General features: G+C 61.8%; 19 protein-coding genes. 9 read left to right on the forward strand and 10 right to left on the reverse strand.

Annotation, left to right across the window (positions count from 1 at the left end):
- Window positions 1-2: 2 nt before the first annotated feature.
- The gene (locus NR193_RS29115) at window positions 3-377 is read right to left on the reverse strand and encodes a DUF2147 domain-containing protein (protein ID WP_256754143.1); all 375 of its coding nucleotides are present in this window, start codon (window positions 375-377) and stop codon (window positions 3-5) included.
- A gap of 597 nt (window positions 378-974) precedes the next feature.
- Between NR193_RS29115 and NR193_RS29120 the strand changes: the two genes are divergently transcribed.
- From NR193_RS29120 to NR193_RS29130, 3 genes are read left to right on the forward strand one after another with little or no spacing between them, the layout of a single operon-like run.
- Entirely contained in the window at window positions 975-2,399 is a 1,425-nt protein-coding gene (locus NR193_RS29120; protein ID WP_306280638.1) for a family 16 glycosylhydrolase, read from the forward strand.
- A gap of 12 nt (window positions 2,400-2,411) precedes the next feature.
- A complete protein-coding gene (locus tag NR193_RS29125) occupies window positions 2,412-4,196 on the forward strand; it encodes a type I secretion system permease/ATPase (protein ID WP_256754144.1) in 1,785 nt (594 codons plus the stop codon).
- Between the two features lie 2 nt (window positions 4,197-4,198).
- A complete protein-coding gene (locus NR193_RS29130; protein ID WP_256754145.1) occupies window positions 4,199-5,518 on the forward strand; it encodes an HlyD family type I secretion periplasmic adaptor subunit in 1,320 nt (439 codons plus the stop codon).
- A 411-nt stretch (window positions 5,519-5,929) separates the two neighbouring features.
- On the opposite strand, the gene NR193_RS29135 is transcribed toward NR193_RS29130, so the two are convergent.
- Window positions 5,930-6,340 carry a nuclear transport factor 2 family protein gene (locus NR193_RS29135; protein ID WP_256754146.1) on the reverse strand — a complete coding sequence of 137 codons (411 nt, stop codon included), beginning with the start codon at window positions 6,338-6,340 and terminating at the stop codon, window positions 5,930-5,932.
- A 321-nt stretch (window positions 6,341-6,661) separates the two neighbouring features.
- On the opposite strand from NR193_RS29135, the gene NR193_RS29140 reads away from it, so the two are divergent.
- Entirely contained in the window at window positions 6,662-7,594 is a 933-nt protein-coding gene (locus NR193_RS29140; RefSeq protein ID WP_256754147.1) for a LysR family transcriptional regulator, read from the forward strand.
- 36 nt (window positions 7,595-7,630) lie between these two features.
- Here the strand turns inward: NR193_RS29140 and NR193_RS29145 are convergent, their stop codons facing one another.
- The 6 genes from NR193_RS29145 to NR193_RS29170 all read right to left on the reverse strand — a co-directional run bounded on the left by NR193_RS29145 (window position 7,631) and on the right by NR193_RS29170 (window position 14,225).
- The gene (locus NR193_RS29145) at window positions 7,631-8,380 is read right to left on the reverse strand and encodes a ribonuclease activity regulator RraA (protein WP_256754148.1); all 750 of its coding nucleotides are present in this window, start codon (window positions 8,378-8,380) and stop codon (window positions 7,631-7,633) included.
- Between the two features lie 24 nt (window positions 8,381-8,404).
- Window positions 8,405-9,568, reverse strand: coding sequence for a mandelate racemase/muconate lactonizing enzyme family protein (locus NR193_RS29150; protein ID WP_256754149.1), 1,164 nt, complete (start codon window positions 9,566-9,568; stop codon window positions 8,405-8,407).
- 33 nt (window positions 9,569-9,601) lie between these two features.
- Window positions 9,602-10,699 (reverse strand): ABC transporter ATP-binding protein, encoded by a 1,098-nt coding sequence (locus NR193_RS29155; RefSeq protein WP_256754150.1) that lies wholly within the window; start codon window positions 10,697-10,699, stop codon window positions 9,602-9,604.
- A gap of 123 nt (window positions 10,700-10,822) precedes the next feature.
- Window positions 10,823-11,713: a carbohydrate ABC transporter permease gene (locus NR193_RS29160; RefSeq protein ID WP_091581481.1), complete on the reverse strand. Its 891-nt coding sequence runs from the start codon at window positions 11,711-11,713 to the stop codon at window positions 10,823-10,825.
- The gene (locus NR193_RS29165) at window positions 11,710-12,669 is read right to left on the reverse strand and encodes a carbohydrate ABC transporter permease (protein WP_256754151.1); all 960 of its coding nucleotides are present in this window, start codon (window positions 12,667-12,669) and stop codon (window positions 11,710-11,712) included. Before NR193_RS29165 ends, NR193_RS29160 begins: the two co-directional genes overlap by 4 nt.
- A gap of 77 nt (window positions 12,670-12,746) precedes the next feature.
- Window positions 12,747-14,225 carry a sugar ABC transporter substrate-binding protein gene (locus tag NR193_RS29170; RefSeq protein WP_256754152.1) on the reverse strand — a complete coding sequence of 493 codons (1,479 nt, stop codon included), beginning with the start codon at window positions 14,223-14,225 and terminating at the stop codon, window positions 12,747-12,749.
- 225 nt (window positions 14,226-14,450) lie between these two features.
- On the opposite strand from NR193_RS29170, the gene NR193_RS29175 reads away from it, so the two are divergent.
- The 5 genes from NR193_RS29175 to NR193_RS29195 all read left to right on the forward strand — a co-directional run bounded on the left by NR193_RS29175 (window position 14,451) and on the right by NR193_RS29195 (window position 19,549).
- Window positions 14,451-15,161 (forward strand): GntR family transcriptional regulator, encoded by a 711-nt coding sequence (locus tag NR193_RS29175; protein ID WP_256754153.1) that lies wholly within the window; start codon window positions 14,451-14,453, stop codon window positions 15,159-15,161.
- Window positions 15,162-15,215: 54 nt separating this feature from the next.
- Window positions 15,216-16,382 carry a mandelate racemase/muconate lactonizing enzyme family protein gene (locus NR193_RS29180; protein WP_256754154.1) on the forward strand — a complete coding sequence of 389 codons (1,167 nt, stop codon included), beginning with the start codon at window positions 15,216-15,218 and terminating at the stop codon, window positions 16,380-16,382.
- A 69-nt stretch (window positions 16,383-16,451) separates the two neighbouring features.
- Entirely contained in the window at window positions 16,452-17,810 is a 1,359-nt protein-coding gene (locus NR193_RS29185) for a mandelate racemase/muconate lactonizing enzyme family protein (protein WP_256754155.1), read from the forward strand.
- A 203-nt stretch (window positions 17,811-18,013) separates the two neighbouring features.
- Entirely contained in the window at window positions 18,014-18,340 is a 327-nt protein-coding gene (locus NR193_RS29190) for an NIPSNAP family protein (RefSeq protein ID WP_095486584.1), read from the forward strand.
- 9 nt (window positions 18,341-18,349) lie between these two features.
- On the forward strand, window positions 18,350-19,549 hold the full coding sequence (locus tag NR193_RS29195; protein WP_256754156.1) for a mandelate racemase/muconate lactonizing enzyme family protein: 1,200 nt from the start codon (window positions 18,350-18,352) through the stop codon (window positions 19,547-19,549).
- Between the two features lie 268 nt (window positions 19,550-19,817).
- On the opposite strand, the gene NR193_RS29200 is transcribed toward NR193_RS29195, so the two are convergent.
- Both NR193_RS29200 and NR193_RS29205 read right to left on the reverse strand, forming a co-directional pair.
- Window positions 19,818-22,115, reverse strand: coding sequence for an endonuclease/exonuclease/phosphatase family protein (locus tag NR193_RS29200; RefSeq protein WP_256754157.1), 2,298 nt, complete (start codon window positions 22,113-22,115; stop codon window positions 19,818-19,820).
- A 7-nt stretch (window positions 22,116-22,122) separates the two neighbouring features.
- Window positions 22,123-22,947, reverse strand: a complete 825-nt coding sequence (locus NR193_RS29205) for an NHL repeat-containing protein (protein WP_256754158.1) — start codon at window positions 22,945-22,947, stop codon at window positions 22,123-22,125.
- Window positions 22,948-23,186: the final 239 nt, after the last annotated feature.

Below are 23,186 nucleotides of genomic sequence, written 5' to 3' on the forward strand. Positions count from 1 at the left end.
GATCACTTTGCCGGCGTCCAGCTGGTATTCTTGCAGACCAAGCCGCTGGCCACACAGCCGCGCGTCGTCAACCCCTTGCTGGCGACCCGCAGCGTCATCGAAAAGGTCAGCTTTCGCTTGGGGTCATATGCGGTCCCCTTCAACGTGCTGTCGGAGTTCGGCTTCAGCGTCATGATCAGTTTGTCGCCAACGTCTTCGCCTTTGCTGGTGTCACCGATCCACAAATTGGTTGCGCACAGCTTCTGTCCGCATGGGGCAATTCTGACGCGGGCATTGCCGTCGTCCCTCAACCAGACGCCACGGGCATCGGACAGAGCGTCCGCATGCGCGATCGAGCAAACGAGCATGGACGTCACGAATACGGTCTTTCTTTTCATGGGCCAGTTCTCCGCATGAATTACCCGCATTCTACGTCGCGACGTCCGGTACGGATCACCCTTGCGCTTTGCGAAGCGGCCGGGCGCCCGCCATGGCGTATAGCGGACGCAGACGGATGCCGGCTCTTGGCTCGTTGCTGTCCCCGCTCCCCGGCTTCTGACCCGCCCTGCCCCTTGCCTCACACCGCCAAACTCCCCTGCTCCACCGAACACGCCCTGCATCTCGTCGGGCCGCAGGACGGCTCCCGACTGGCCTGGTCTAGCTGTACCCCGCAGCCCCAGTCCTCAGATTCGCGCCCCAAAATGTTAGCACGAACTAATATTAATCAGCTTCATCAAAGCAAATCTGCCTATATTTTTGGCACATATGCAAAATTTTAATCAATATCTTCCTGATCATCAGGTCATACTGTCGGCCCTGGCATCGACTATTTGCTACTTATTCAGGGTATGTCTTCCGAATGGTCGATGTTATGGTGGATTTGGTGACGATTCCCTTGGAACGATATTGTTCGTTGCAACGTTGCTCGGGAAGCGGTCGCCGCGACTCTTATCGAATGATTTGAGCAGGCCAGGCACCACGAGGAAGGATTTCTGATGAGCACCGTCACGAACGCCAAAGGCATCCCTCTTCCCTACACCGGTGCTTCCACCCATTGGTTCTCGGCAACCGGGTCCGGACCGGAACTGCACGGCACGCCCGGCAACGACTCCTTCTGGGGAGACAGCAGTGTCAATGTCACAATGTATGGTGGCGCGGGCGACGACTACTATCATCTCTATTCCACGATCAACAAGGCGGTCGAGGATCCTGGGGCAGGTGTCGACACGATCGACACCTGGATGAGCTACAAGCTGCCCGCCAATTTCGAAAACCTCGTCGTCACCGGCGATGGCCGCTACGCGTTCGGCAATGTTCTGGACAACATCATCACGGGCGGCGCCGGCAGCCAGACGCTGGATGGCGGCAAGGGCAACGATGTCCTGATCGGCGGCGACGGCGCCGACGTCTTCATCGTCTCGAAGGGCAACGGAAGCGACCTGATCTTCGATTTCGGCGCGACGGACACGGTGCGCCTCAATGGCTATGCCCTCACCTCGTTCGAGGCCGTACAGGCCAACATGGTCCAGGTGGGAGCGAATGTGCAGCTCAACCTCGGCTCCAGCGAGGTGCTGGTGTTCAACAACACCACGATCGACAAGTTTCAGCCCGCCCAGTTCGAACTGCCGATCGACAAGACGGGCATGACGGTGTCCTTCGCCGACTACTTCAGCACGCTGAGCCTCTGGAACGGCCACAGCGGCACCTGGGATTCCAACTTCTGGTGGGGCGCTCCGAACGGCAGCACGCTGCCCCAGAACGGCGAGCTGCAATGGTACATCGACGCCAATTACGGCCCGACGAGTTCGGTCCATCCGTTCAGCGTGGCAAACGGCGTTCTCACCATCACTGCGGCGCAGGCCCCGGACGACATCAAGCCGCTCATCAACAATTACGAATACACGTCCGGGATCCTGACGACCCACGACTCCTTCTCGCAGACCTATGGCTATTTCGAAATGCGCGCCGACCTGCCCGAAACGGCCGGAGCATGGCCGGCCTTCTGGCTGCTGCCGGAAGACGGCTCGTGGCCGCCGGAGCTGGACGTGCTCGAAATGCGCGGCCAGGACCCGAACACACTTGTCATGACGGCGCACACCAACGAGACGGGACAGCACACCAAGATTTCGTCCACGGTGAATGTTTCGAACACCGATGGCTTCCACACCTACGGCCTACTGTGGACGCCGGACCAGCTGATCTGGACTTATGATGGCGTCAAGGTCGCCGAAGCCGCGACGCCGTCGGACATGCATAGTCCGATGTACATGCTGGTCGATCTCGCGGTCGGCGGTTTCGCCGGCGCGCCTCCCGATCATCTGGCGACGCCGGCACAAATGAAGATCGACTATATCCGCGCCTACACGCTGGACGATGTGCAGCAGAGCCATCTGAGCATAACAAGCGAGCACACGGTCTAGGCGACCAGTGCGATGTCGAGGGATCATGCGCCGTTGAGGGATGCGACGAGGCAGCAGGGCCTGCGGTCGGTGTTCATGCGCGCCATTGCCGATATCGGCGTCTTCTCGCTGCTGATCAACATCCTGCTGTTGGTGATCCCGCTCTATCTGCTGCAGGTGTATGATCGCGTGCTGCCATCCTCCAGCGTCGAGACGCTGCTTTATCTGTCGGCCATGGCGGTTGTCGCGCTCGCCTTCCTCGGTTTGCTGGACGCGGTCCGCGCCATTTACACGCAGCGCGTCGCCGCCACGGTCGATCAGAAACTGGGGGCGACGACATTCGCTGCCTCGCTTGGCGCCAAATATGCCGGCGGCGGCCTGTCGCCGCTGCGCGACCTTGCCGCGGTCTGCGCCTTCATCAGGTCGCGCGGCGTGGCGGTGCTGTTCGACCTGCCCTTTGCTCCTGTCTTTCTCGCCCTGCTCTATCTCATCCATCCGGTGCTGTTCTGGCTGACGCTCGCCGGCGCGGTGCTCTTGTTTCTTCTGGTCGTGGCCAATCAGCTTGCCATCGGCAGGAACGATGCCCTGTCGGCGGAACGCTCGGCCGCCGCGAGCCAGGCGGAGCAGGCCTTTGCCCGCAATGCCGACACGCTGCGCGCCATGGGCATGGTGCAAGCCGCCGCCGAGGCATGGGGCAGGCATGTCGCGCAAGCGCTCATCCTGCATGACCGTTCATCGAGCGCCAACGCCATCTTCAGCGCGGTGTCGCGGGCGCTGCGCATGATGCTGCAGCTGGCAATACTGGGCGCCGGCGCATGGCTGGTGCTGCAGGGGCAGATGACGGCCGGCATGATCTTCGCGTCCTCGCTGGTGTCGTCGCGCGCGCTGCAGCCGCTCGACCAGCTGATCGGATCCTGGCGGCAGATCGTCGACGCCAGGCGCTCGTGGAAGCGGCTGGAGACCGCGCTTGCGGCCCGTCCGGCGGAAGCGCGGAAGCTGACATTGCCGCACCCCTCCGGCGCGATCACCGCGCAGGACCTTTTCTTCATCGCGCCGAATGCCTCCTTCGGCACGGAACCCATCCTCAAGCGGCTGAATTTTGCGATCGGCGCCGGCGAGGCGGTGGCAATCATCGGCCCCAGCGGCGCCGGCAAATCCACGCTGGCGAAATTGCTTGTCGGCGCGCTCCAGCCGACCGGTGGCTCGGTCAGGATCGACGGCGCCGACCTCAGGACCTGGGACGAAAACCAGCTCGGCAAGCACCTCGGCTACCTCGCGCAGGAAGTGGAGCTTTTTCCCGGATCGATCGCGCAGAATGTCGCCCGCTTCGACCCCGATGCCGACGACCCCGCGATCGTCGAAGCCGCCAGGCACGCCGAGGCGCATGAGTTGATCCTGGCGCAGCGCGACGGCTACCAGGCCACCATCGGTCCATCCGGCACGACGCTGTCGGGTGGCGAGCGCCAGCGGATCGGGCTGGCGCGCGCCTTCTACGGCAATCCGCGCATTCTCGTTCTGGACGAGCCCAGTACCCATCTCGACGGCAGCGGCGAAGCGGCGCTCGAAGCGGTGCTTTCCGCCGCCAAGGCGGCGGGCGTCACGACAATCGTGATAACGCACCGCCCTTCGATCGCCGCCGCCTGCGACCGCGTGATGCTTCTGCGCGGTGGAGTGGTCGAAGCCTTCGGTCCAAGCTCCGACGTGTTGCGGCAGTCGACCGCCGGCAAGGGCCTTCCCCCACAGCGCAACCCGGTGGTGACAGGGTCGTTCGCCACGACGATCCGCGGCACCTCCAATAACGTCCGCTTTGGATCGTGAGGATGGCGGCGCAGAGCCTGGCCTGGGAAGGCCGACCACGCACCGACATCCGACGGGTGGCATTCGCCGGATACGCCGCAATAGCACTATTGGCGGGCTGCTTCGGCTATTGGGCGATCAGCGCGCCCCTGTCCGGTGCGGTGATCACGCAAGGCACGATCTCGGCGACGGGTGGCAATATCCTCATCCAGCACCCCGAGGGCGGCATCATCCAGGAGTTGCTGGTCCATGAAGGGGATCGCGTGCAGCAGGCCCAGGATCTGATCCTGCTGGATCCAACAGCCGCGCAAGCCGAACTCAACCGGCTGACGCGACAGTCGATCGCGCTCGAGGCGAGCGCCTCGCGGCTGGAGGCGGAACGCGACGGATTGGACCGGCTTGCGCCAATCACGGAGACTGCGCCAGCACCGTTCCAGCACGATTTCGAGATTCTGGTTCGAGAACAGCAGAAGGAATTCAACGCCAGGCTCGCCCGCTTTCGATCGGAACAATCCATCCTCACGCAACGGGTTGCCATGCATCGCCAGTCGGTCGTGGGATTGCAGGCCCAGAAACTCGCCATCCAGCAACAGGCCGAAATCGTGAAGAAGGAGCTCGGCATCAAGACCGGCCTGCTGGACAAGGGCCTCACCAATCGCAGCGAATATTCGCAGCTTTTGCGCAGCGAGGCCGATCTGGTCGGGCAGGCAGGGGCGCTGGAGGCAAATCTTGCGGGGGCCATGACCCAGATCGCCGAAGCCCAGGAACAGATCGAGCGCCTGACCACGCAACGCGTGGAGGAGGCCCTGACGAAGCTGGACGATGTGCGTTCTTCGCTGGCCGACATTGAAGAACAGATGCGGGCATCCGAGGCGGTGCTGCGGCGCAAGACCATCAAGGCACCGGCAGCGGGCATCGTGGTGTCGTCCAGCTACAATTCCAGGGGAAGCGTGATTGCCCCCGGCGAAAAGATCATGGAGATCCTGCCCACGGCATCCGGCCTGATCGTCGATGCACGGCTGCGGACGAAGGACATCGATCAGGTTCGTGTCGGCCAGCCGGCAAAACTGCGATTGTCTGCGTTGAACATGCGGCTCACCCCTGAGATTTCAGCCACGGTGACACAGGTTTCCGCGGACCGGCTTATCGACGGGTCTACGCATGAGCCCTATTTCCGCGCCAAGCTGAAGATTGCCCCCGACCTGCCGCCCGGCGTGAAGGCGGAGCAGCTTTACCCTGGCATGCCGGTCGAGGCGTTCATCAACACTGACGACCGGACGTTCTTCGAGTATCTCGCACGGCCGATGCTCGATTCCTTCGCTCGCGCTTTCACGGAGCGATAGATGTCGCGGACCGCGTAATCCGTTGGCCGCCGTCCATGCCGAAGGGGTCAGGCGCGACGATGCCCACGCCAACTATCCGCTCCTGAAGATTCGCAGTCCAGAGCTGACGGTCTGCAGTCGACCCAAGGCCGCCGGGCGGCAACGCGCCTCATTCCTGCCATTGAGGTCGACGCTCGCGGCTCCCCTTAGCCGACATTCCCGGATCGACAATTGGGCGCTTCGATCGTGGGGCGCGACGTGCGGAATGACGTTGCGCCACAGTTAGGACGAGGTGGGATTGCCGTGCTGGATCATCTCGACAGGGCCCTCGCCGGAATCGGCATATGCCAGCTGCGAGCCGAAGACATCGACAAATTTCATCGGAAGCTGAGCCATGGTTTTCTCCACGACAGATGCTGTGTCGCGATGCACCTATTCGGTTACGGCCAGCTCCGCCGGATGGCGACGGCGCCACGCAAGCTTCTGCGCTTCGAGATTTCCGAACAACAGGATCGTCGTGATAAGGCCTTGTCCGTCGAACGCGATAACGTCGTAGCCCGAAAAGCCGGGATTTCCGGCGCCGTCGACCAGTTGCCACTCGGCAAGCGCATGATCGTCCCAGCCAACCATGTTGTTCATGCGGAAGGATCCGCCCGGCGTCCGCTTCTGAAACACTTCCAGATGTTCAATCACCTCGGTGATGCCGTGCCTCGTCTGCAGCGGATTGGCGAACACGATGTCGGTCGACAGGCTTTCGCGGAGCCGCTTCGTGCGCTCTTCATCGGAAATCGCGGACCAGGCGGAAAGGTAGGTATCATAGGTGCTGACGCGTGGATCTGACATATTTTTCAACTTTGCTGATGACAGGAAGGGCGTGGTTCGTCCGGTGGCAGTCCAACCGGCCGCCAGGTTCGAGGCGGCGACGAAAGCGCGGCGGGTGAGCCCACCGGCATTGTGCTGACCGCTTCCAATCATTGACGTCATGGCCGCCGCGCGATTTGGATCGAAAGTTTCATGGCCCGAGAATAGGATGCCCTACGGAGCCCGCGAAGAAGCCCAACGCGCAAGACTATGTTGCCCTTGTGGGACAATGCGTCATCGTCGACCTGTCGCAAGGGTTGCGGCGGATATCCAAGATCACGCGCTGGGTGGTAATGCTGCGTCATGGCAATCACTGAAACCGACATTACTCTTCCTCAGCTCCGATGCTTCGTCGCCGCGGTGGATGCCGGTTCACTGGCTGAAGCCGGCCGGCAATTGGGGATGTCAGCCGCCAGCATCTCGAAGGCGATCGTCCGCCTCGAACAGACGTCGGGCGTGAGACTCCTGCATCGTTCGACCCACGCCATATCGCTCACCCAGGACGGACAGGAACTGATCGCGCAGGCTCGCGAAGTGGTGCGTGCCGCCGACGCGTTCAGCCGTTCTGCAGGCGCCCAGACCCAAGACAGCGCGATCGGCTGGGTACGGGTGACGTCACCGGTCGCCTTGATGCGCGAGGTGCTGACGCCGCTGCTCGCCGAGTTCGGCCGCCGGCATCCTTCTATTCGGCTTGATCTTCGGGCGAGCAATGAATTGGCCGACCTCGCCCGGGACGGGGTCGATCTTGCGATCCGCAGCGGCTCTTTGGTCCGCGTGCCCGGTCATGTACAGTCGGCTTGGTTCAGGTTTCCATGGGTCGTCTGCGCCTCGCCGGAATATCTTGAGGGGCGCGAGCCGCCGGCGCAAACGGACGACCTCGCGGGCCACCGGCTGATCGGGTTCCGCAACCAGCGCAATGGCCAGGTGCGTCCCTGGCGGTTTCGTCAACCCGGTGGCAAAGTAATCCAGTTCGCGCCAGAGGTCTCGGCCGTCTTCGACGATGGAGCCTCGGTTTGGAACGCCGTCGTGCACGGTGCGGGAATTTCTTGCGCGCCGCTCTGGCTCGCCGCCGCCGATCTTCGGGCGGGACGGGCCGTTGAAGTGTTGCGCGATTGGCGCGATGCCGACGTCACGATGAACTTCCTGCGCCTGGACCGGCGATTGACGCCGGAGCGGGTCAGCACGGTGATCGACTTTCTTCGCCGACACGCGCCAAGTCTCAACGACTTGATCTGATCCTGTCCAACAGGCTTGCAGTTGCGGCGGGGTGCGCTAGCCTGGGTTGTCCAAGCGGTTTGTCTTGCGCCACTCCTCGTACTCTCCGCGGGCATCGTCATGCAGCGGATAATAGCGTTGCAACGGCGCGCCCTGCATGAGCTTCATTCGCGAGAATTCTTCCCAATCGTGGTGCTTCCGGGATTCTTCGATCACCTTGGCGGCCATCGCGACGGGAAGCACCACCACCCCGTCATCGTCGGCGACGATGATGTCGCCGGGGATCACCGTGACACCGCCGCAGGCAATCGGAACGTTGACGGCGTTCGGATAGATGCTGGTTTGCACATGGTAGTTGGGCGTCCAGCCGCGCAGCCACAGGGGCAGATCGAGCTTTTCGACATTGGGCCGGTCGCGCATGCACCCGTCGATCACGATGCCCGCGCCGCCCTTGCCCTTGAAATAGGTCGACATCATATCGCCGAAGACGCCCGAACTCATGTCGCCGCGCGCGTCGACCACGACCACATCGCCCTCCCGCGCGTGGTAGAGCACGTGTCGGTGCAGCTGCGTCTCCGGATCGGCATATTCTCCCTCGCTAAAGAGGTCCGGCCGCTGCGGCAGGAACTGCAGCGTCAGCGCCGGCCCGACGATAGACTTCCCGTGGTTCTGCGCCACCGGACCGACCATATGCGGATTGCGGAACCCCATGTGGCCAAGGGTGCCGGCAACCGTCGCGGCGCCGATCTCCCTTAGCGCGTCGATCAGGTCCTTGGGCGGCCGGGTGATGTCGGGAGTATGCGTCATTATCGGACTCCGGTTGAAAGGGAACTACCAGTTCGTGACAGAACCGTCGCGGCGCTTGAGGTGAGGCGCTTCCCAGAAACGCAAGCTCTGCGCCTGGATCGCAGCCTCGTTGACCTCGACGCCGAGCCCCGGCAGATCACCGACCGGATAATCGGTCCCGTCGAGCCGTGGTTGCACGGGGAAGAAGTCGGAATTGTCGAAGCCCAGCTTTGTTTCGGGCACCCTGGTCTCCAGCCATGCGAAGTTGGGTACCGCGGCGGCGAGATGCACGGTCGCGGCCGTGCACACTGGACCAAGCGGATTGTGCGGCATCAGGTCGACATAGTGCGCCTCGCTCCAGCCGGCGACCTTCATCGCCTCGGTGAGCCCGCCGACATTGCAGACATCGAGCCGGTTGAACTGATGGATGCCGCGCTCGATGTAGGGCAGGAACTGCCACTTGCTGGCAAATTCCTCGCCGATGGCAAAGGGAATGTCGGTCATCGTCCGCAGGGATTCGTAGGCCTCCGGTGTCTCGTCGCGTATCGGCTCCTCGAGGAAATCAAGCACGCCGCGGCCGAGTTTGTTGCAGAAGCTCGCCGCCTCCGCCACCGACAGCCGATGATGATAGTCGAGGCCGAGGACCACGTCGTCGCCCAGCTCCTCGCGTGCTTTGTTCAGCATCCTCGCGGTGGCGCCGATCGACTCGCGCGGCTCGAAGATGTCCCTGCTGTTTTGCCCAAAGGGAAAGAAGCGGATCGCCTGCCACCCCTGTTCGTGCAGCTCGCGGGCTCGTTCGATGGCAACATCGCCCTCGGCCTCGTCACCGGTCGAGGCGAAGGTGGGGACGCGGTCGCGCTGCTTGCCGCCCAGCAGTTCGTAGACCGGCACCCCCAGCGCCTTGGCCTTGATGTCGTGCAGCGCGATGTCGATGGCCGAAATCGCCGCCTGCAGAACCCGCCCGCCTTCGAAGTACTGGCTGCGATAGAGCTCCTGCCAGATCCGGCCAATCTGCATCGGGTCGCGGCCGATGAGAAATTCGCGATAGTGCTCGACCGCGCCGGCCACGGCCCTCTCGCGGCCGCTCAAGCCGCTCTCCCCCCAGCCGAAGATGCCCTGGTCGGTCTCGACCTTGACCAGCATCTGGTTGCGCGTTCCTACCCACACTGGATAGGGCTTGATCGCGGTGATCTTGAGCTTCGTCGTCATCCACGCCCACGTCCCAAACGCATCCACCCTGTCTCAGTTGGCCTCTAGAGCCATTTCAGTTTCGCCGTCGAACAGGTGCATCCGCTCCTGGTCGAACTCGAGCCAGATCTGCTCGTCGGGTTTGACGGCGATGTTGGGGGACACGCTGATGTTGACGATGGCGCCGGAAAGGAACGCCTGCACGAAGGTGACGTCTCCGGTTGGTTCCACCGTATAGGCCTTGGCCGGAATGGCACCGGAGACCGCGCTCTTGTGCAGCTTGATCGTCGAGTGGCGCGCACCGAGCACGACCTTCCTGGTGGTCGCTTTCTGGACCTTGCGCGCGTTGCGTTGCGACAGCCCGAGGCTCCAGCCTTCCGCGCTCGTCAGAACGGTGTCGCCGTTTGCCGTCGATGCCTCCAGCGGAATAAGGCTCATCGCCGGGCTGCCTATGAAGCTCGCGACGAACATGTTGACGGGATGGGCGAAAACCTGCGCCGGCGAATCGTATTGCTGCAGATAGCCGCCGTTCATCACGGCCATCCTGTCCGCCATGGTCACGGCCTCGAGCTGGTCGTGCGTCACATAGATGATGGTCGCCTTGAGGTCCTGATGGAACCGCTTGATTTCGGACCGCATCTGCACGCGCAGCTTCGCGTCGAGATTGGAGAGCGGTTCGTCCATCAGGAATACCGCCGGATCTCGAACGAGGGCGCGGCCCAGGGCCACGCGCTGCTGTTGCCCGCCTGAAAGTTCGCGTGGCTTGCGCTCGAGCAGCTGCGTCATGTCGAGCACTCGCGCCGCTTCCTTGACCTTCCTGTCGATCTCGTCCCTGGGCAGTTTGCGCATCTGCAGCGGGAACGCCAGGTTCTTGTAAACCGATTTCTGCGGATAGAGCGCGTAGTTCTGGAACACCATCGCGATGTCCCGGTCCTTGGGGTCGAGGTCGTTGACCACCCGGTCCCCGATGACGATGTCGCCCGATGTGATCGGGATCAGCCCCGCGACGAGATTGAGCGTGGTTGTCTTGCCGCAGCCTGAAGGGCCGACGAGCGCAACGAACTCGCCGTCATTGACCGTCAGCGAGACGTTGTTGACAGCTTTGAAGCTGCCATAGGTCTTGACGAGATCTTTGAGGACCACGTGGGCCATCGGCAACTCCCTAGAGCATGATGCCAAAAAGTGTGAAGCGGTTTTCGGACGACATCATGCTCTATCTCCTTGATTTAGAGCCGGATTCAGATTTCAGGTCGAATTGACCTGAAACATCCGGCTCTAGTGCTTGACCGCGCCTTCTGTAAGGGCGCGTACGAAGTATCGTTGCAGGACGAGGAACAGCACAACGACGGGCACGCTCATCATGAAGCTGGCCGCCATCAGGCCCGGAAAGTCCGTCGTATTTTCCGAGAAGAAGCGCTGGATGCCGACCGGCAGCGTCAACTGTTCGTTCTTGGAGAGGAAGGTGTAGGCGTAGATGTACTCGTTCCACGCGCCGATGAAGGAATAGATCGCCGTGGCGATGATTCCCGGCGTCGAGAGCGGCATCACGATCAGGATGAAGGCCTGGAACCGCGTTGCCCCATCGATGCGCGCCGCCTGCTCGAGCTGCACCGGGATGTTGTCGTAGAAGCCCTTGAGCAGCCAGATCGCCAGCGGCAGGCCGAAGGTGAGATAGGTCAAGATCAGCGAGCCATGCGTGTTCACCAGCCCGAGCGCGCGCATCAGGATGAAGAGCGGCACCAGAAAGATCACCGCAGGGAACATGTTGCGCAGCAGCACGGCGAAGAACAGGAAGTTCCGGCCCGGGAAAGTGAAGCGCGAAAACGCGTAGGCCGCGGGGACAGCCACGATCACCGACAGGATTGTCGTGACGGTGGAGACGTAAAGGCTGTTCCAGAAGAAGCGGAGGAAGTCCTGGCCGACGCTGTTCTGCGGATCGAGCAGCTTCTGGTAGCTGGCAAGGGTAGGCTCGTCGGGCCACCATTGCGGCGGGAATTGCATCGCCGCGAACCCGGACTTGATCGAAGTGATCAGCATCCAGATCATCGGCAACGCGGTGTAAAGCAGCATGAACACGAGGAAGATGCGCCCGGCCCACCGCCATCCGTCGACGCGCATGCGGCGGCGGGTCTGGCCTCGAGGGGCTGTCTCGGCAATCGTGCTCATGCGCCCCCTTCTTTCCGCTCGTTGCCGCTCAGCGCACGGACGTAGAAGTAGCCCAGCGTCATCAGGATGACGAACAGCAGCACCGAATAGGCAGATGCCACCCCCCAGCGCTGGCGGCCGAAGGCGAGCTCATAAATGTGGGTGATCCAGATATGCGATGCGTTCGACGGCCCGCCGCCGGTCATGATCCAGGGGATGATGAAGGAATTGAAGTTGGCGACTGCGAGCAGCAGGATCGTCACCGTCGAGACATTGCTCAGATGTGGGAAGGTGACGTGCCAGAAGCGCTGCCACGCATTGGCCCCGTCGACCTTGGCGGCGCGCAGCAACTGGTCGGGGACGGTCTGCAGGCCGGCCATCATCATGATCATGGCAAACGGAAATTCGCGCCAGATGTTGACGACGATCAGGGAGGGCAGCACCGTTGAGACGCTGTCGATGAAGTTCGGCGGCCGGTCGGCCAGTCCGAGGCCGACCAGCACCGCGCCGATGATGCCAAAGTCCGAATGGTAGATCCACTTCCAGATATAGGAGGCGGCGACCGCGCTGATGACCCAGGGAATGATCAGGATCGCGCGCAGGACACCACGGCCGAAGAAGTCGCGGTGGAGCGCCAGCGCGGCGGCAAACCCCAGGACGAAGGAGATCAAGGTGGATCCCACCGTCCAGATCAGGGTGTTCCAGGTGACCTTCCAGAACACCGCGCTGGTGAGGATGGCCGTGTAGTTGTCGAAGCCGATGAAGGTCTTGTCGCGGAGCTGCAGGCCGGGCGGCGTGCTGAAGAACGACAGCTCGATCGTGTAGTAGATCGGATAGGCGATCACGATGAGCATCACGGCGATCGCGGGAAGCACGTACGCGTAGTCAGCACGATGCTCCCAGATCTTCCGCAGCACGCCGGACTTACCGGGTTTCAATCTTCGGCGAGCCTCGGTCTTGCCGGTCACGATCGTCACTGTGGCGTGCCCTTGTTCTTCGGAACGAACCGGCCGCACTATCGGCGCAGCCGGTCAGATCGTGGGTCCGGCTCGGACTAGAGTCCGCCCATCAGGTCCTTTACCTTCTGGGCCGCGTCGTCCGCTGCCTGATCGACGGTCATCGCTCCGGTCAAGGCATTCTGCAGCATGTCCGGGATGATGATGTTCATGATCTCGGGAGACTGCGGCAGCGCCGGGAACGGGATGCCGTATGGCAGCATCGAGGTCGTGACATCAAGGAACTTGATGTTGTCCAGGCGCTCCTTCATCCACTTGGTCTTGAAGCCGTTGAGGTTGCCCGGGTTCGAGCCGGCATAGGCCATCTTCAGCGACCATTCAGGGCTCGTCCACATGCAGATGATGGCCTTCGCAGCCGGCTCGTCCACCTTGCCGCCCTCGACATATTCGGGCTTCAGGATGTGAATGTTCGAGCCGCCGAAGACGACGGCGCGCTTGCCGTCGGGCCCGGTCGGAATGAGGCCGTAGCGCATGTTGTCGATGACGGTCTGCGCCTTGTCCTTGTCGGTGCCCGTCGCCTTCTTCTGCAGGTCGAGCATGACGTTGTAGTCGGACGGGTGCGAGATCATCATGCCGAGCTGGCCGGCGAGGAACAGGGGCTGGTTATCGGCCTGCTGGTTGGTGAGTGCCGAAACCGGAACCGACTTGTCGCGAACATACATGTCGTAGGAGGCTTGCAGCGCCGCCTTGCTCTGCGGGCTATCGAGCTCGACCTGCTTGTAGGTCGGGCTCGCGGTGGCTTCGTCGAAGACGCCGCCGCCATAGGCCCACAGCTGCGGCATGAAGCGGTACGGCGTATTGCCGGCATTCTTGCGGGCCACGAGGCCGTAACCGGCAATGCCGAGCTTGTCGTGGATCTGCTTGGAATACTTGACGACGTCGTCCCAGGTTGCCGGAGCCTTGTCCGGGTCGAGGCCCGCGCGCTTGAAGATGTCGGCGTTCCAGATGAACGCCATCGTCTCGTTGTTGGTCGGAATGCCGTAGCTCACCCCGTCCCAGGTCACGGCCTTCAAGGCGCCGGGCCAGAAGTCCTCGGTCGAATACCCCACATCCTCGGGCTTCAGCGGCTGCAGATAGCCCTTCGAGGCGAACTCGGTACCACCCAGGATTTGCAGGCGCACCGCCATCGGCGCGGCATTGCCCAGCAGCGCCGTGCGGAACTTGTCGAGAAGGTCGTTATAGGTGAGCGCCTGTTCCTCGAGCTGGATGTTCGGATAGGTCTTGCGGAAGGTCTCGAAGAACTCCTTGTAATACTGGCGCAGGAGGTCGGGGTCGCCTTCGAACACGCCCTGATACCAGAAGGTCAGCCGCCCCTTGTAGTCGAGCGGGGTGACCTTGCCGCAATCGGCCGCCGTATCGAAATCCTGTGTGCCGGCAATGGAGCGCACATATTCCGGCGACCACTTGCTCAAATCGACCGGCGCCGCGCCCAGCGCCGACGCGGACATCAGCGATACCATTAAAGCAGCGGAGACAGTGCCGCGCAGGACGGCACCGCCGAGTGTGATCCTCGTCATAGGTATCCTCCAGGTTCTCTCCCATGCCGCTCTGCGTCGAGGCGAGCGGTCCTTGCTTGTTCAACCGCGGGGACGCGTCTTTCAGTGCTTCCTTTTCGATGTATCCCTTCGATCACTTCGTACGTTTTCAGATCATGGATTGCCTGTCAACGCGTCAGATCGTACATTGTTTGCTGAAACCGTGTGTGATATCGGGCAGAGTATGTATTAATTGGGGAGCAGGCCTTGGCCGAAACAAGTGATTTTAAAGCCAAGCCGCCGGCGGGGATCGACCCTATCGGGGCCTCCAAGGAAGGCGCCTCGCTTTATGAACGGATCAGGGAAGACATCATCGAGGGACGGCTCGCCGCCAACGAACGGCTCGTGGTCACCGATCTCGCCCGGCGTCACGGCACCTCGACCAACCCCGTCCGCGAGGCTCTGCAGTTGCTGCGGGGAGAAGGCTTTGTCACCTTTGTCGCCAACCGAGGGGCGCGCGTCCGGCCCATAGATCAGGATTTTGTCCGGGATATCTACGAGATCGGCGTCCTGATCGAGCCGGCCCTGACGCGATGGTTCGTGAACATGGCCACCAGCGAGGACATCGCCGAACTCGAACGTCTCCAGGGGCTGATCGAAGAGAACAACTTCGCCGACACGTTCAGGCACAGCGAGCTGGATACCGCCTTCCACACGGTGATGTACCAGCGGCACTATAACCGCCATGCCGCCGAGCTTTGGTGGAAGCATCGCGAAGTGCTGCGAGCCGTGAGCCGTCGTTTCAGTTTCACGCTGGCACGGCGTGCCGCGATCATGCGCGAGCACCGCGAACTCATCGCCCTCGTAAAGGCGGGAGAGGCAGACAAGGCCGCCGAACTCATTTCCCGTCATGTCGAGGGTTCCGGCCGGCATGTTCTCGAGCAGATGCGTGCGCGCAACGCCGCTCGGGCCGGATAGAATTTCCCAGCTGGAACATCGTTAGCCTGACCATCAGATAAAGGTAGTTGAGAGATGAAAATCACGAGCATTCGGCCGTGGCTGATCAAATCCGATGCTTCTTACTGGGGAGAGTACCTGTTCGTCGAAGTGACGACCGATGAGGGGGTGAGCGGCTGGGGAGAGATCACCACCACCACCCGGCTCGCCAACCGCGCGCTCTGCACGATCCTGCGGCAGATCGGTGCCGCCGTCACCGGCGAGGACCCAGCGCGCATCGAGCATCTGTGGCACAAGATTTTCCGCAGCTTCACCTATATGGGCAGCCGCGGCGCCGCCGTCGAATGCGTGAGCGCCATCGATATAGCCCTCTGGGACATCCGGGGCAAAGTCCTCGGCCAGCCGATTTATGAGCTGCTGGGCGGACCGGTACGCGATAAAATCGCGCTCTACACCCACCCCAACCAGGCCAAATTTACCAGCAACGAGGCTGTGGTCCGCGAAATCCTGGACATCGTCGAGTCCGGGCACAGCGCGCTCAAGTTCGATCCTTTCCCCCACCAGGGCCGCACCGCCGATGGCCTGTCCCGCGAACAGCGGGACGGCTATCTCGATGGCAGCATGACCCGCAAGGACGAGCGCGAAGCCGCCGAACTCACGGCGCTGATCCGCGAAACGGCGGGGCCTGATGTCGACATTCTCATCGATGCGCATGGCCGCTTCGACGTTCCCACCGCCATTCGCCTTTGTCGGAGCCTCGAGGAGGCCGGCCAGATCGACTGGTTCGAGGAGCCCTGCCCGCCCGAGAGCCTGAACGCGCTCAAGCAGGTCCGCGAAAAGGTCAGTGCCGCAATCTCGTGGGGCGAACGCGGCCACACGAAGTGGGATTTCGTGCCGGTGCTCGAAAACAAGCTCGCAGACTACATCATGCCTGACGTCACCTGGACCGGCGGCATTACCGAACTCAAGAAGATTTCCGCCCTGTGCGAAGCCTACTACATCCCGGTCTCGCCGCATGATGCCGCGGGGCCGATCAACGTGGTTGCGGGAGCGCAGGTGATGATGACCGTTCCCAACTTCTACAAACTCGAAACGTCGGAGTGGAACCTGGGCAAATACGATCACTTGATCGACACACCGCTCGACGTTTCGAACGGCAGCCTCAAGCTGACGTCGAAGCCTGGTCTCGGCGTTGAGATGAACCGCGAGTACCTGCAAGCCCACGAGATTGAACTGGGCTAGCAACGCTCTGTGCCGGCCAGTGCGGGCGACAAGCCTCGCCACCGGAAGCCACCAGAAGGAGGATAAGTCATGCCCAAGACGGGTGGAGCCGACACAGCGCTCAATCGGGTGAACACGAACTCCAAGCCATCCCAGCTTCGCATCACGGACATGCGGGTAGCCGAGATCGTCGGCGCGCCGTTCACCTCGGCGCTGCTCAAGATTTACACCAACCAAGGCATCGTCGGGCTTGGCGAGGTGCGCGACGGCGCCAGCGCCACCTACGCGCTGATGCTGAAGAGCCGGCTGCTTGGCGAGAACCCTTGCGACATCGATCGCCTGTTTCGCAGGATCAAGCAGTTCGGCGGGCATGGCCGGCAAGGCGGCGGCGTCTCGGCGGTCGAAATCGCCTTGTGGGATCTCGCCGGCAAGGCTTATGGCGTCCCTGTCTACCAGATGCTCGGCGGCAAGTTTCGCGACAAGGTGCGCGTCTATTGCGATACCGACGCTGAGAAACCGAGCGGCACCGAAACCGGAAAGCGCCTCAAGGAGCGCATGAGCCGCGGTTTCACCTTCCTCAAGATGGACCTGGGCTTGATGCAGATCGCCCATGTCCCGGGCGCCGTGGTCGCGCCCGCCGGTGTGCTCGAAGGGTTTCACGCCAATCCACGCGGCCGTGGCGGCGCGCTCGAGGAGCGTAAGGCTCGCAATCTGGCTTACGATGCGCAGAACGTGCAGCACCCGTTCACGGGCCTGCATTTCACCGAAAAGGGGATCGACCTGCTCGAGCAGTATATCCACGAGGTTCGCGAGGTCATCGGATATGAGATCCCGCTCGCCATCGACCATGTCGGCCACATCTCGCTGCAGGACGGCATACGCCTGTCGCGCCGCATCGAGAAATACGTTCCGGCCTGGCTGGAGGACGTGATCCCGTGGCAGTACACCGAACAGTACCGACAGCTGCAGGGCGCCACCACGGTGCCGATCTGCACCGGCGAGGACATCTACCTCAAGGAAGCTTTCGAGCCTTTGCTCAGGAGCGGCGGCCTCTCGGTCATCCACCCGGACCTGCTCACCAGCGGCGGCATCCTCGAGACCAAGAAGATCGGCGATATGGCGCAGGACCACGGCGTCGCCATGGCCATCCACATGGCAGAAAGCCCGATCGCCGCGATGGCCGCCGCGCATGTCGCCACAGCGACCGAGAACTTCATGGCGCTCGAATACCACTCCGCCGATGTCGACTGGTGGGACGATATCGTCACCGGCCTGCCCAAGCCGCTCGTCAAGGACGGCTTCATCACCGTGCCCGACAAGCCGGGGCTGGGCATAGACGATGTGGTCGACGAGGTGATCAGCCAGCATCTGCAGCCCGGTGTCACGGGGATATGGCAATCCACCGAGCATTGGGACAATGAATATAGCTGGGACCGGACATGGAGTTAGCCCAGAGCAATTCCAGGAAAAGTGTGTAACGGTTTTCCGTCCGGAATTGCGTAAAAACAAAGAATTAGAGTGGTTCGGCGATTCTACCGAACGCTGAACCACTCTAGCCCACGCCCTCATTGCCCCTGGTTCACAGGGCCAACGACCTACCATTCGTGTCGACCTCTCCCAGGGGAGAGGCGAAGAAAGAAACGGACGAAACCATGATCTACGAACTGCGTATCTATGACTGCCTGCCGGGCAGGCTGCCGGCTTTGCTAAAGCGCTTTTCCGACCAAACGCTGGCCATCTGGGAGAGGCATGGCATCCGCCAAGCCGGGTTTTTCACCACGGCGATCGGCGAGAACAGCAATCGCCTCACCTATTTCCTCGCCTGGGAATCGCTGGCCGAGCGTGAGGCGAAATGGGCGGCTTTCGTCACCGATCCGGCATGGCACAGGGCCCGGGACGAGTCTGAGCGCGACGGGCAGATCATTGCCAATATCAGCAGCCAGCTGCTCACGCCGACAGCTTTCTCGTCTGTGAAATAGGACTGCGCCATGAAGATCACCGACCTGCGCTGCGCCGTCATCGGCAAGCATCCCATCGTCCGCATCGTCACCGACGAGGGCCTCCATGGCCTTGGCGAGGTCGAGTACACCAAGACCTACCTCAAGCCCTTTGTGCTGCATTTCCGCGAGGCGCTGATCGGCGAGGACCCGACCGACGTCGAACGCGTCATGCTCAAGATCCGCCAGCGCGGTTCGTTCAAGCCCTATGGCGCTGCCGTCTCCGCCATCGAGCATGCGCTGTGGGACATTGCCGGCAAGGCCGCGGGCGTGCCGGCCTATAAACTGCTCGGCGGCAAGGTGCGCGACAAGGTGCGCGTCTACAATGGCTCGATCCGCCAGAAGCGCGCCGGCGACCGGCCGGAGGACTATGCCGCCGACGTCAAATGGATGATGGAGCAGCCGCAGAACTTCTTCATGGTCAAGCAGGGAATCTCGTTCCACTCCAACATGAAGGACACCATCGACGGCTTCCACTACGGCGTGACGCAGAAGAAGGCCGGTTATCACGGTGCCATGGACCAGGGCGTGATCAGCGAGCGTGGCTTCAATCACATGCTCGACTGCGTGATCGCGATGAAGGAAGTGCTGGGCGACAAGGTCAGCCTAGCGCTCGACTGCGGTCCGGGCTGGATGCTGCCCGATGCGATCAGGTTCGCTCGCGCGGTCGAGAAGTACAATTTGATGTGGCTGGAGGACATGCTGACTGGCGATTATGTGCCGTGGGTCAATCCGCAGGCCTATCGGGAGCTGACCACCTCCACCTCGACGCCAATCCATACCGGAGAGCAGATCTACCTGCGGCACAATTTCAAGGAGCTGATCGAGACGCAGGCGGTGCGCGTCATCGGCCCCGACCCTGCCGATATCGGCGGCATCGCCGAGCTCAAATGGGTCGCCGAGCATGCCTACATGCACTCGATCCTGATGGCGCCGCATGGCACCGCGAACGGCCTGCTCGGCCTCGGCGCGCTGATCAATGTCTGCGCCACCTTGCCCGCCAACTACGTCGCCTTCGAATACCCGAGCGCCTCCGACCCCTGGTGGGAGGACCTCGTCATCGGCCTGCCCCCCCAGATCGTGAAGGACAGCATGGTGGACCTGCTGGAAGCCCCGGGGCTGGGCCTCGATATAGACGCCGAAGCAGCCAGGAAATATCTCAGGGAAGAGGATGCGGGCTTTTTCGACTGAACCATTCTTCTTTCGCCACGCTGCACCCAAACTGGCATCCGCGATGACCGCTTCGGGTCATTCGCGACTATGCAAGCGGGGGCCTCAACATCCGCCTCGGACTCATTCGCATCTTGAAGCTGACGGTCTGCACCCGGCCCCAATGGTGCCGGCGGCAAATCTTCTCAAGTCCGACATTCGGTTGAACTTTGATCGCGCCTAGATGTGAACGCTCCGCGATTACCGCGGGATGACGGTCTATGGGGTAAAGACGGAAACTCGCCGCCAATTATGGGGGCGGCTCGCACGATACGGTGATCTGAAGGTCATATACCCCGTCATCGTCGTCATCGTCGTCTTCAGCCGGGTTGAAGACGAGGGAAAGCTGAACTGTGAGGCTGGCCCCTATTCCCTCCAGAACTTTATCCGTGTTGGCCAGCATGTCGAAGGAAGGTATCTGGATGGACGTCCGGTCAGCCGGGCTGAGGTCGTCCAGTTCGACCAACTCGAATTCAGCCGAATCGATGTACCGAACCATGTTGATCTGAGGCAGATCGCGGAACGAATCGTCGTCGAACTCCAATTCGTCGCCGTTTGGGATATGAACGCGAAGCTGACCACCAACGCTGACATTGATCTGGATGTCATCGGAACCAGCCTCGCTTCCCAGGAAGCCGTCCGTCTCGTCGCGGCAGAAAAGGCGCGCCATCGTCCGGGCGCGGGAGCCGGCGTTGTTCGGGTTGCCGTAGAGGTAGCTGACGTTCGACTTCAGCGTGATGGTGAAGCGCTCTGCAGTAAAGCTTGGATCTTGACGTTGCGCCAGAAAATAGCCGTTCAGCGGGCGGTCATAGCCTACCTGCGAGACGACAGCAGGGCCGGCATCCACTTTGTCCAATAGAGCCAAGTCGGTCGATCCGGGCTTGGAAGCAACCACGAGCAGGCCGAATGCATCCATGTCCGAATTGCTTATAGATATGGTCGAGTTGGCGTTCAGGCTGCCATCCGGCTCGGTGTCGAGCGCCGCGCAGAACCAGACCGTGTCCATCTCATCGAAATCGGGCGTGGACGGGTCATTTAGCGAGTGCGGTGCACCGACCTTGGCTTGGGCAACAAACGGCACGTTGCGCTGCAGGGGAATGGCGTCCAGGCGGCTCGTGCCGGCATAGCGATGGACCCGCACCCTGTAGCGTCGTTCGCCGCGCCGACTTGGATGGGCGACGCGGATGAGGAACGGAGCAAGTGGCAACGCGAAGCGCGTCATCTTTTCCTGGCGCGGCCCGCCTTCGTCCTGGATGCTGAATGGTTTCACCGGAACCGAAAGATTGTCGGCGGTAAAGATGTCCATCCTCACGTCGGGGCCGCCCAGCGTAAGGTCGATCGCATAGCCGCCGGGATCCTTGATGCAGATCCAGTGCATCTGGCCTTCAACGAGGAAGCCGTTGAATATCTTGTCGCCGCTTCCGATCGGCATGTTGATCTGTTCGGACGTGGCGATCGACGCGAAGGGTCGGTCAAGGTCGAGATCGATGCGGACCGGAAGATGGTCGCTAACATAGGACGTCGGATTCGTCGCGTCTGTCGCAATGTCATAGGCGATGCACATATGCTGCATCGCCCGCCGTCCGTTCAGTGGGCCACGACCGCGCAACGCGTAGTCGAGCCGCTGGTTGTGCACCGTCATTCCCCGGTCGAACCAATCAGGCAAAGTCAGCATGCCGAGGCGCACGTCGCCCGGCGACTGTTCGTGCATCCACGAGTCGTGCAGCACCTTCGTGAAAGGGGCGCCGGGCGTGTTGAAGCGCTCGGTCCACTCCTGCCGGAAACCAGTGGTCGGATGGCTCATACCGTCGATGTTGAGGTCGCCGCACATCAGGATCTCCGCATCCTCGACGTTGCCCGTCATTGTTTTGATGAGATCGAAGGCCTGGTTGAGCTGCTTGCGGCGTATGTCCTTGTGTGCCTCGACATTGTCGGTCGCGTCGGCCTGTGTGTGGCTGTTCAGCAGATGGAATGCTTTCCCGTCCTGCACGAGCTTGGCGTACAGCACTCCCTTGGAGGCGGCGGAATCGTCCCAAACCGAGTCTTCGTATTCCACGAACGCGACGATGGGGATCTTGTCCTGTCCAACGATGTCCTGCAACTCGGCTGGGACCGGTATGCCGTCGAACGGAATGCGGCTGAAAATCATCAGACCCGAGTCTTCGAACTTGCTGAAAGGGATAAGGATCAGTCCGATGACGCCTGCGACAATCGACAGCGCGGCGCCGCCGGGAATGGTCGCCGCATAGCCGGCAACACCCAAAAGCGTCGCGCACACGGTTGAAACCGAGTCACCTTGCGCCTTCTCGACGCGGAACGGGTATTTGCCCTTGAGATGCGAGATCAACGCATCGCGTCCGTCCTCGTCGAATACTTCCTGGAAGCACAAGACGTCGTAGTCCCATTCGCTGCCGAGAACCCTCTTCGAAATTAGCTTGGCGCGGTCCTCGACGTTCTCGTATGGCGTCAGGGATCCTTGCGCGCCGGCTTCCATGGCCCACGACCGCATCTGGACATTGTAGGTCAGAACTCTGATCGACGCGCTCATCTTGTCCTCAAGGCAGCTGGCAGAGGGCGGTTGGCCGGCGGATGCCGACTTGATCGAGCCTGGCATCGAGGGACACATTCCAGCCCGAGGCGTCGCGAACAACAGAGCAGAGCGCAAGCGTAGGAAGGAAGAATGCAGCCAAGGAATCCGCGCTTGTCACGGCAAGTGCCGCCGGATAGCGCAGGACATCCCCGAGGATCGTCTCCGTGATCCCGCCTGACGGCGAGGCCATGATGGATAGTCCTTCGCGGGTCAGGTCTCCCACAATGATCGTACCGTCGGGCAGCACGGCGACCGCGGCGGGATTTCGGAACGTGCCCTGCGAACTCACATCCCAATAAGCATCGTCGAGCTGAGCAAGCTGCACGATACGCGCCGCCGCTGGATCCGCCACTACCAGCCCACCCGGTCCGTGCTGGATGCAGGCCGGACCTGCGAACCTGCCCGGCCCGACGGAGCCTGCGGCAATTTTCTGGCCGTAAGTCTGCCAACCGGTTCCGTCAAAGGCATCCATGGCGACTATTCGGAAATTGCCGGTATCGGCGACGAAAATCCGTCCCTCGTCGGAGACGGCAACTCCCATCGGGTTTTGAAACTGGCCGACCCCGGCACCCTGCGACCCGAAACTTTCCCAATTCGTGCCGTCTTCGGCGCAGGCGATGATCCGGCTTTGGCTGCGGTCGGCTGTCAACAACCGTCCGTCCGGAATGCGGGCCAAGCCATACGGAAGGCCGAAACCAGCGGGCGCCGGCACGTCAGCCGGGGGATCGGACGGATTCGCCTGGAGGATTGAAACTCCTCGCCTCAGGTCGGAAACAGCAAGTCTAGCCATCTCATAATCCCAGCTGCGGTTGTTCCAGCTGCCAGTCGATGACTCTCCAGCCCTGGTTGCCATTGAATACTGCAACCAGCAAGACACCGGTGTGAAACAGCTCACTGAGACAGGCGAGACTAAATGTGCGGCTGAAGCCGATCTCAGTCAATGATGATTGATGTCGGCTTTAGGCCCTGCGTCCTAAAGCGTGTCGCGATTAATTGGCCTCATATCCGGCAGCCTTGAAGAAGTTTCTG

Origin of the sequence: Mesorhizobium sp. Mes31 (assembly GCF_024519675.1) — a bacterium.
Lineage (GTDB): Bacteria > Pseudomonadota > Alphaproteobacteria > Rhizobiales > Rhizobiaceae > Mesorhizobium.

Coding starts and splice junctions, on each gene's coding strand:
- NR193_RS29115 (WP_256754143.1), bottom strand. CDS start 377: ATGAAAAGAAAGACCGTATTCGTGACGTCCATGCTCGTTTGCTCGATC.
- NR193_RS29120 (WP_306280638.1), top strand. CDS start 975: ATGAGCACCGTCACGAACGCCAAAGGCATCCCTCTTCCCTACACCGGT.
- NR193_RS29125 (WP_256754144.1), top strand. CDS start 2,412: ATGTCGAGGGATCATGCGCCGTTGAGGGATGCGACGAGGCAGCAGGGC.
- NR193_RS29130 (WP_256754145.1), top strand. CDS start 4,199: ATGGCGGCGCAGAGCCTGGCCTGGGAAGGCCGACCACGCACCGACATC.
- NR193_RS29135 (WP_256754146.1), bottom strand. CDS start 6,340: ATGTCAGATCCACGCGTCAGCACCTATGATACCTACCTTTCCGCCTGG.
- NR193_RS29140 (WP_256754147.1), top strand. CDS start 6,662: ATGGCAATCACTGAAACCGACATTACTCTTCCTCAGCTCCGATGCTTC.
- NR193_RS29145 (WP_256754148.1), bottom strand. CDS start 8,380: ATGACGCATACTCCCGACATCACCCGGCCGCCCAAGGACCTGATCGAC.
- NR193_RS29150 (WP_256754149.1), bottom strand. CDS start 9,568: ATGACGACGAAGCTCAAGATCACCGCGATCAAGCCCTATCCAGTGTGG.
- NR193_RS29155 (WP_256754150.1), bottom strand. CDS start 10,699: ATGGCCCACGTGGTCCTCAAAGATCTCGTCAAGACCTATGGCAGCTTC.
- NR193_RS29160 (WP_091581481.1), bottom strand. CDS start 11,713: ATGAGCACGATTGCCGAGACAGCCCCTCGAGGCCAGACCCGCCGCCGC.
- NR193_RS29170 (WP_256754152.1), bottom strand. CDS start 14,225: ATGACGAGGATCACACTCGGCGGTGCCGTCCTGCGCGGCACTGTCTCC.
- NR193_RS29180 (WP_256754154.1), top strand. CDS start 15,216: ATGAAAATCACGAGCATTCGGCCGTGGCTGATCAAATCCGATGCTTCT.
- NR193_RS29185 (WP_256754155.1), top strand. CDS start 16,452: ATGCCCAAGACGGGTGGAGCCGACACAGCGCTCAATCGGGTGAACACG.
- NR193_RS29190 (WP_095486584.1), top strand. CDS start 18,014: ATGATCTACGAACTGCGTATCTATGACTGCCTGCCGGGCAGGCTGCCG.
- NR193_RS29195 (WP_256754156.1), top strand. CDS start 18,350: ATGAAGATCACCGACCTGCGCTGCGCCGTCATCGGCAAGCATCCCATC.
- NR193_RS29200 (WP_256754157.1), bottom strand. CDS start 22,115: ATGAGCGCGTCGATCAGAGTTCTGACCTACAATGTCCAGATGCGGTCG.
- NR193_RS29205 (WP_256754158.1), bottom strand. CDS start 22,947: ATGGCTAGACTTGCTGTTTCCGACCTGAGGCGAGGAGTTTCAATCCTC.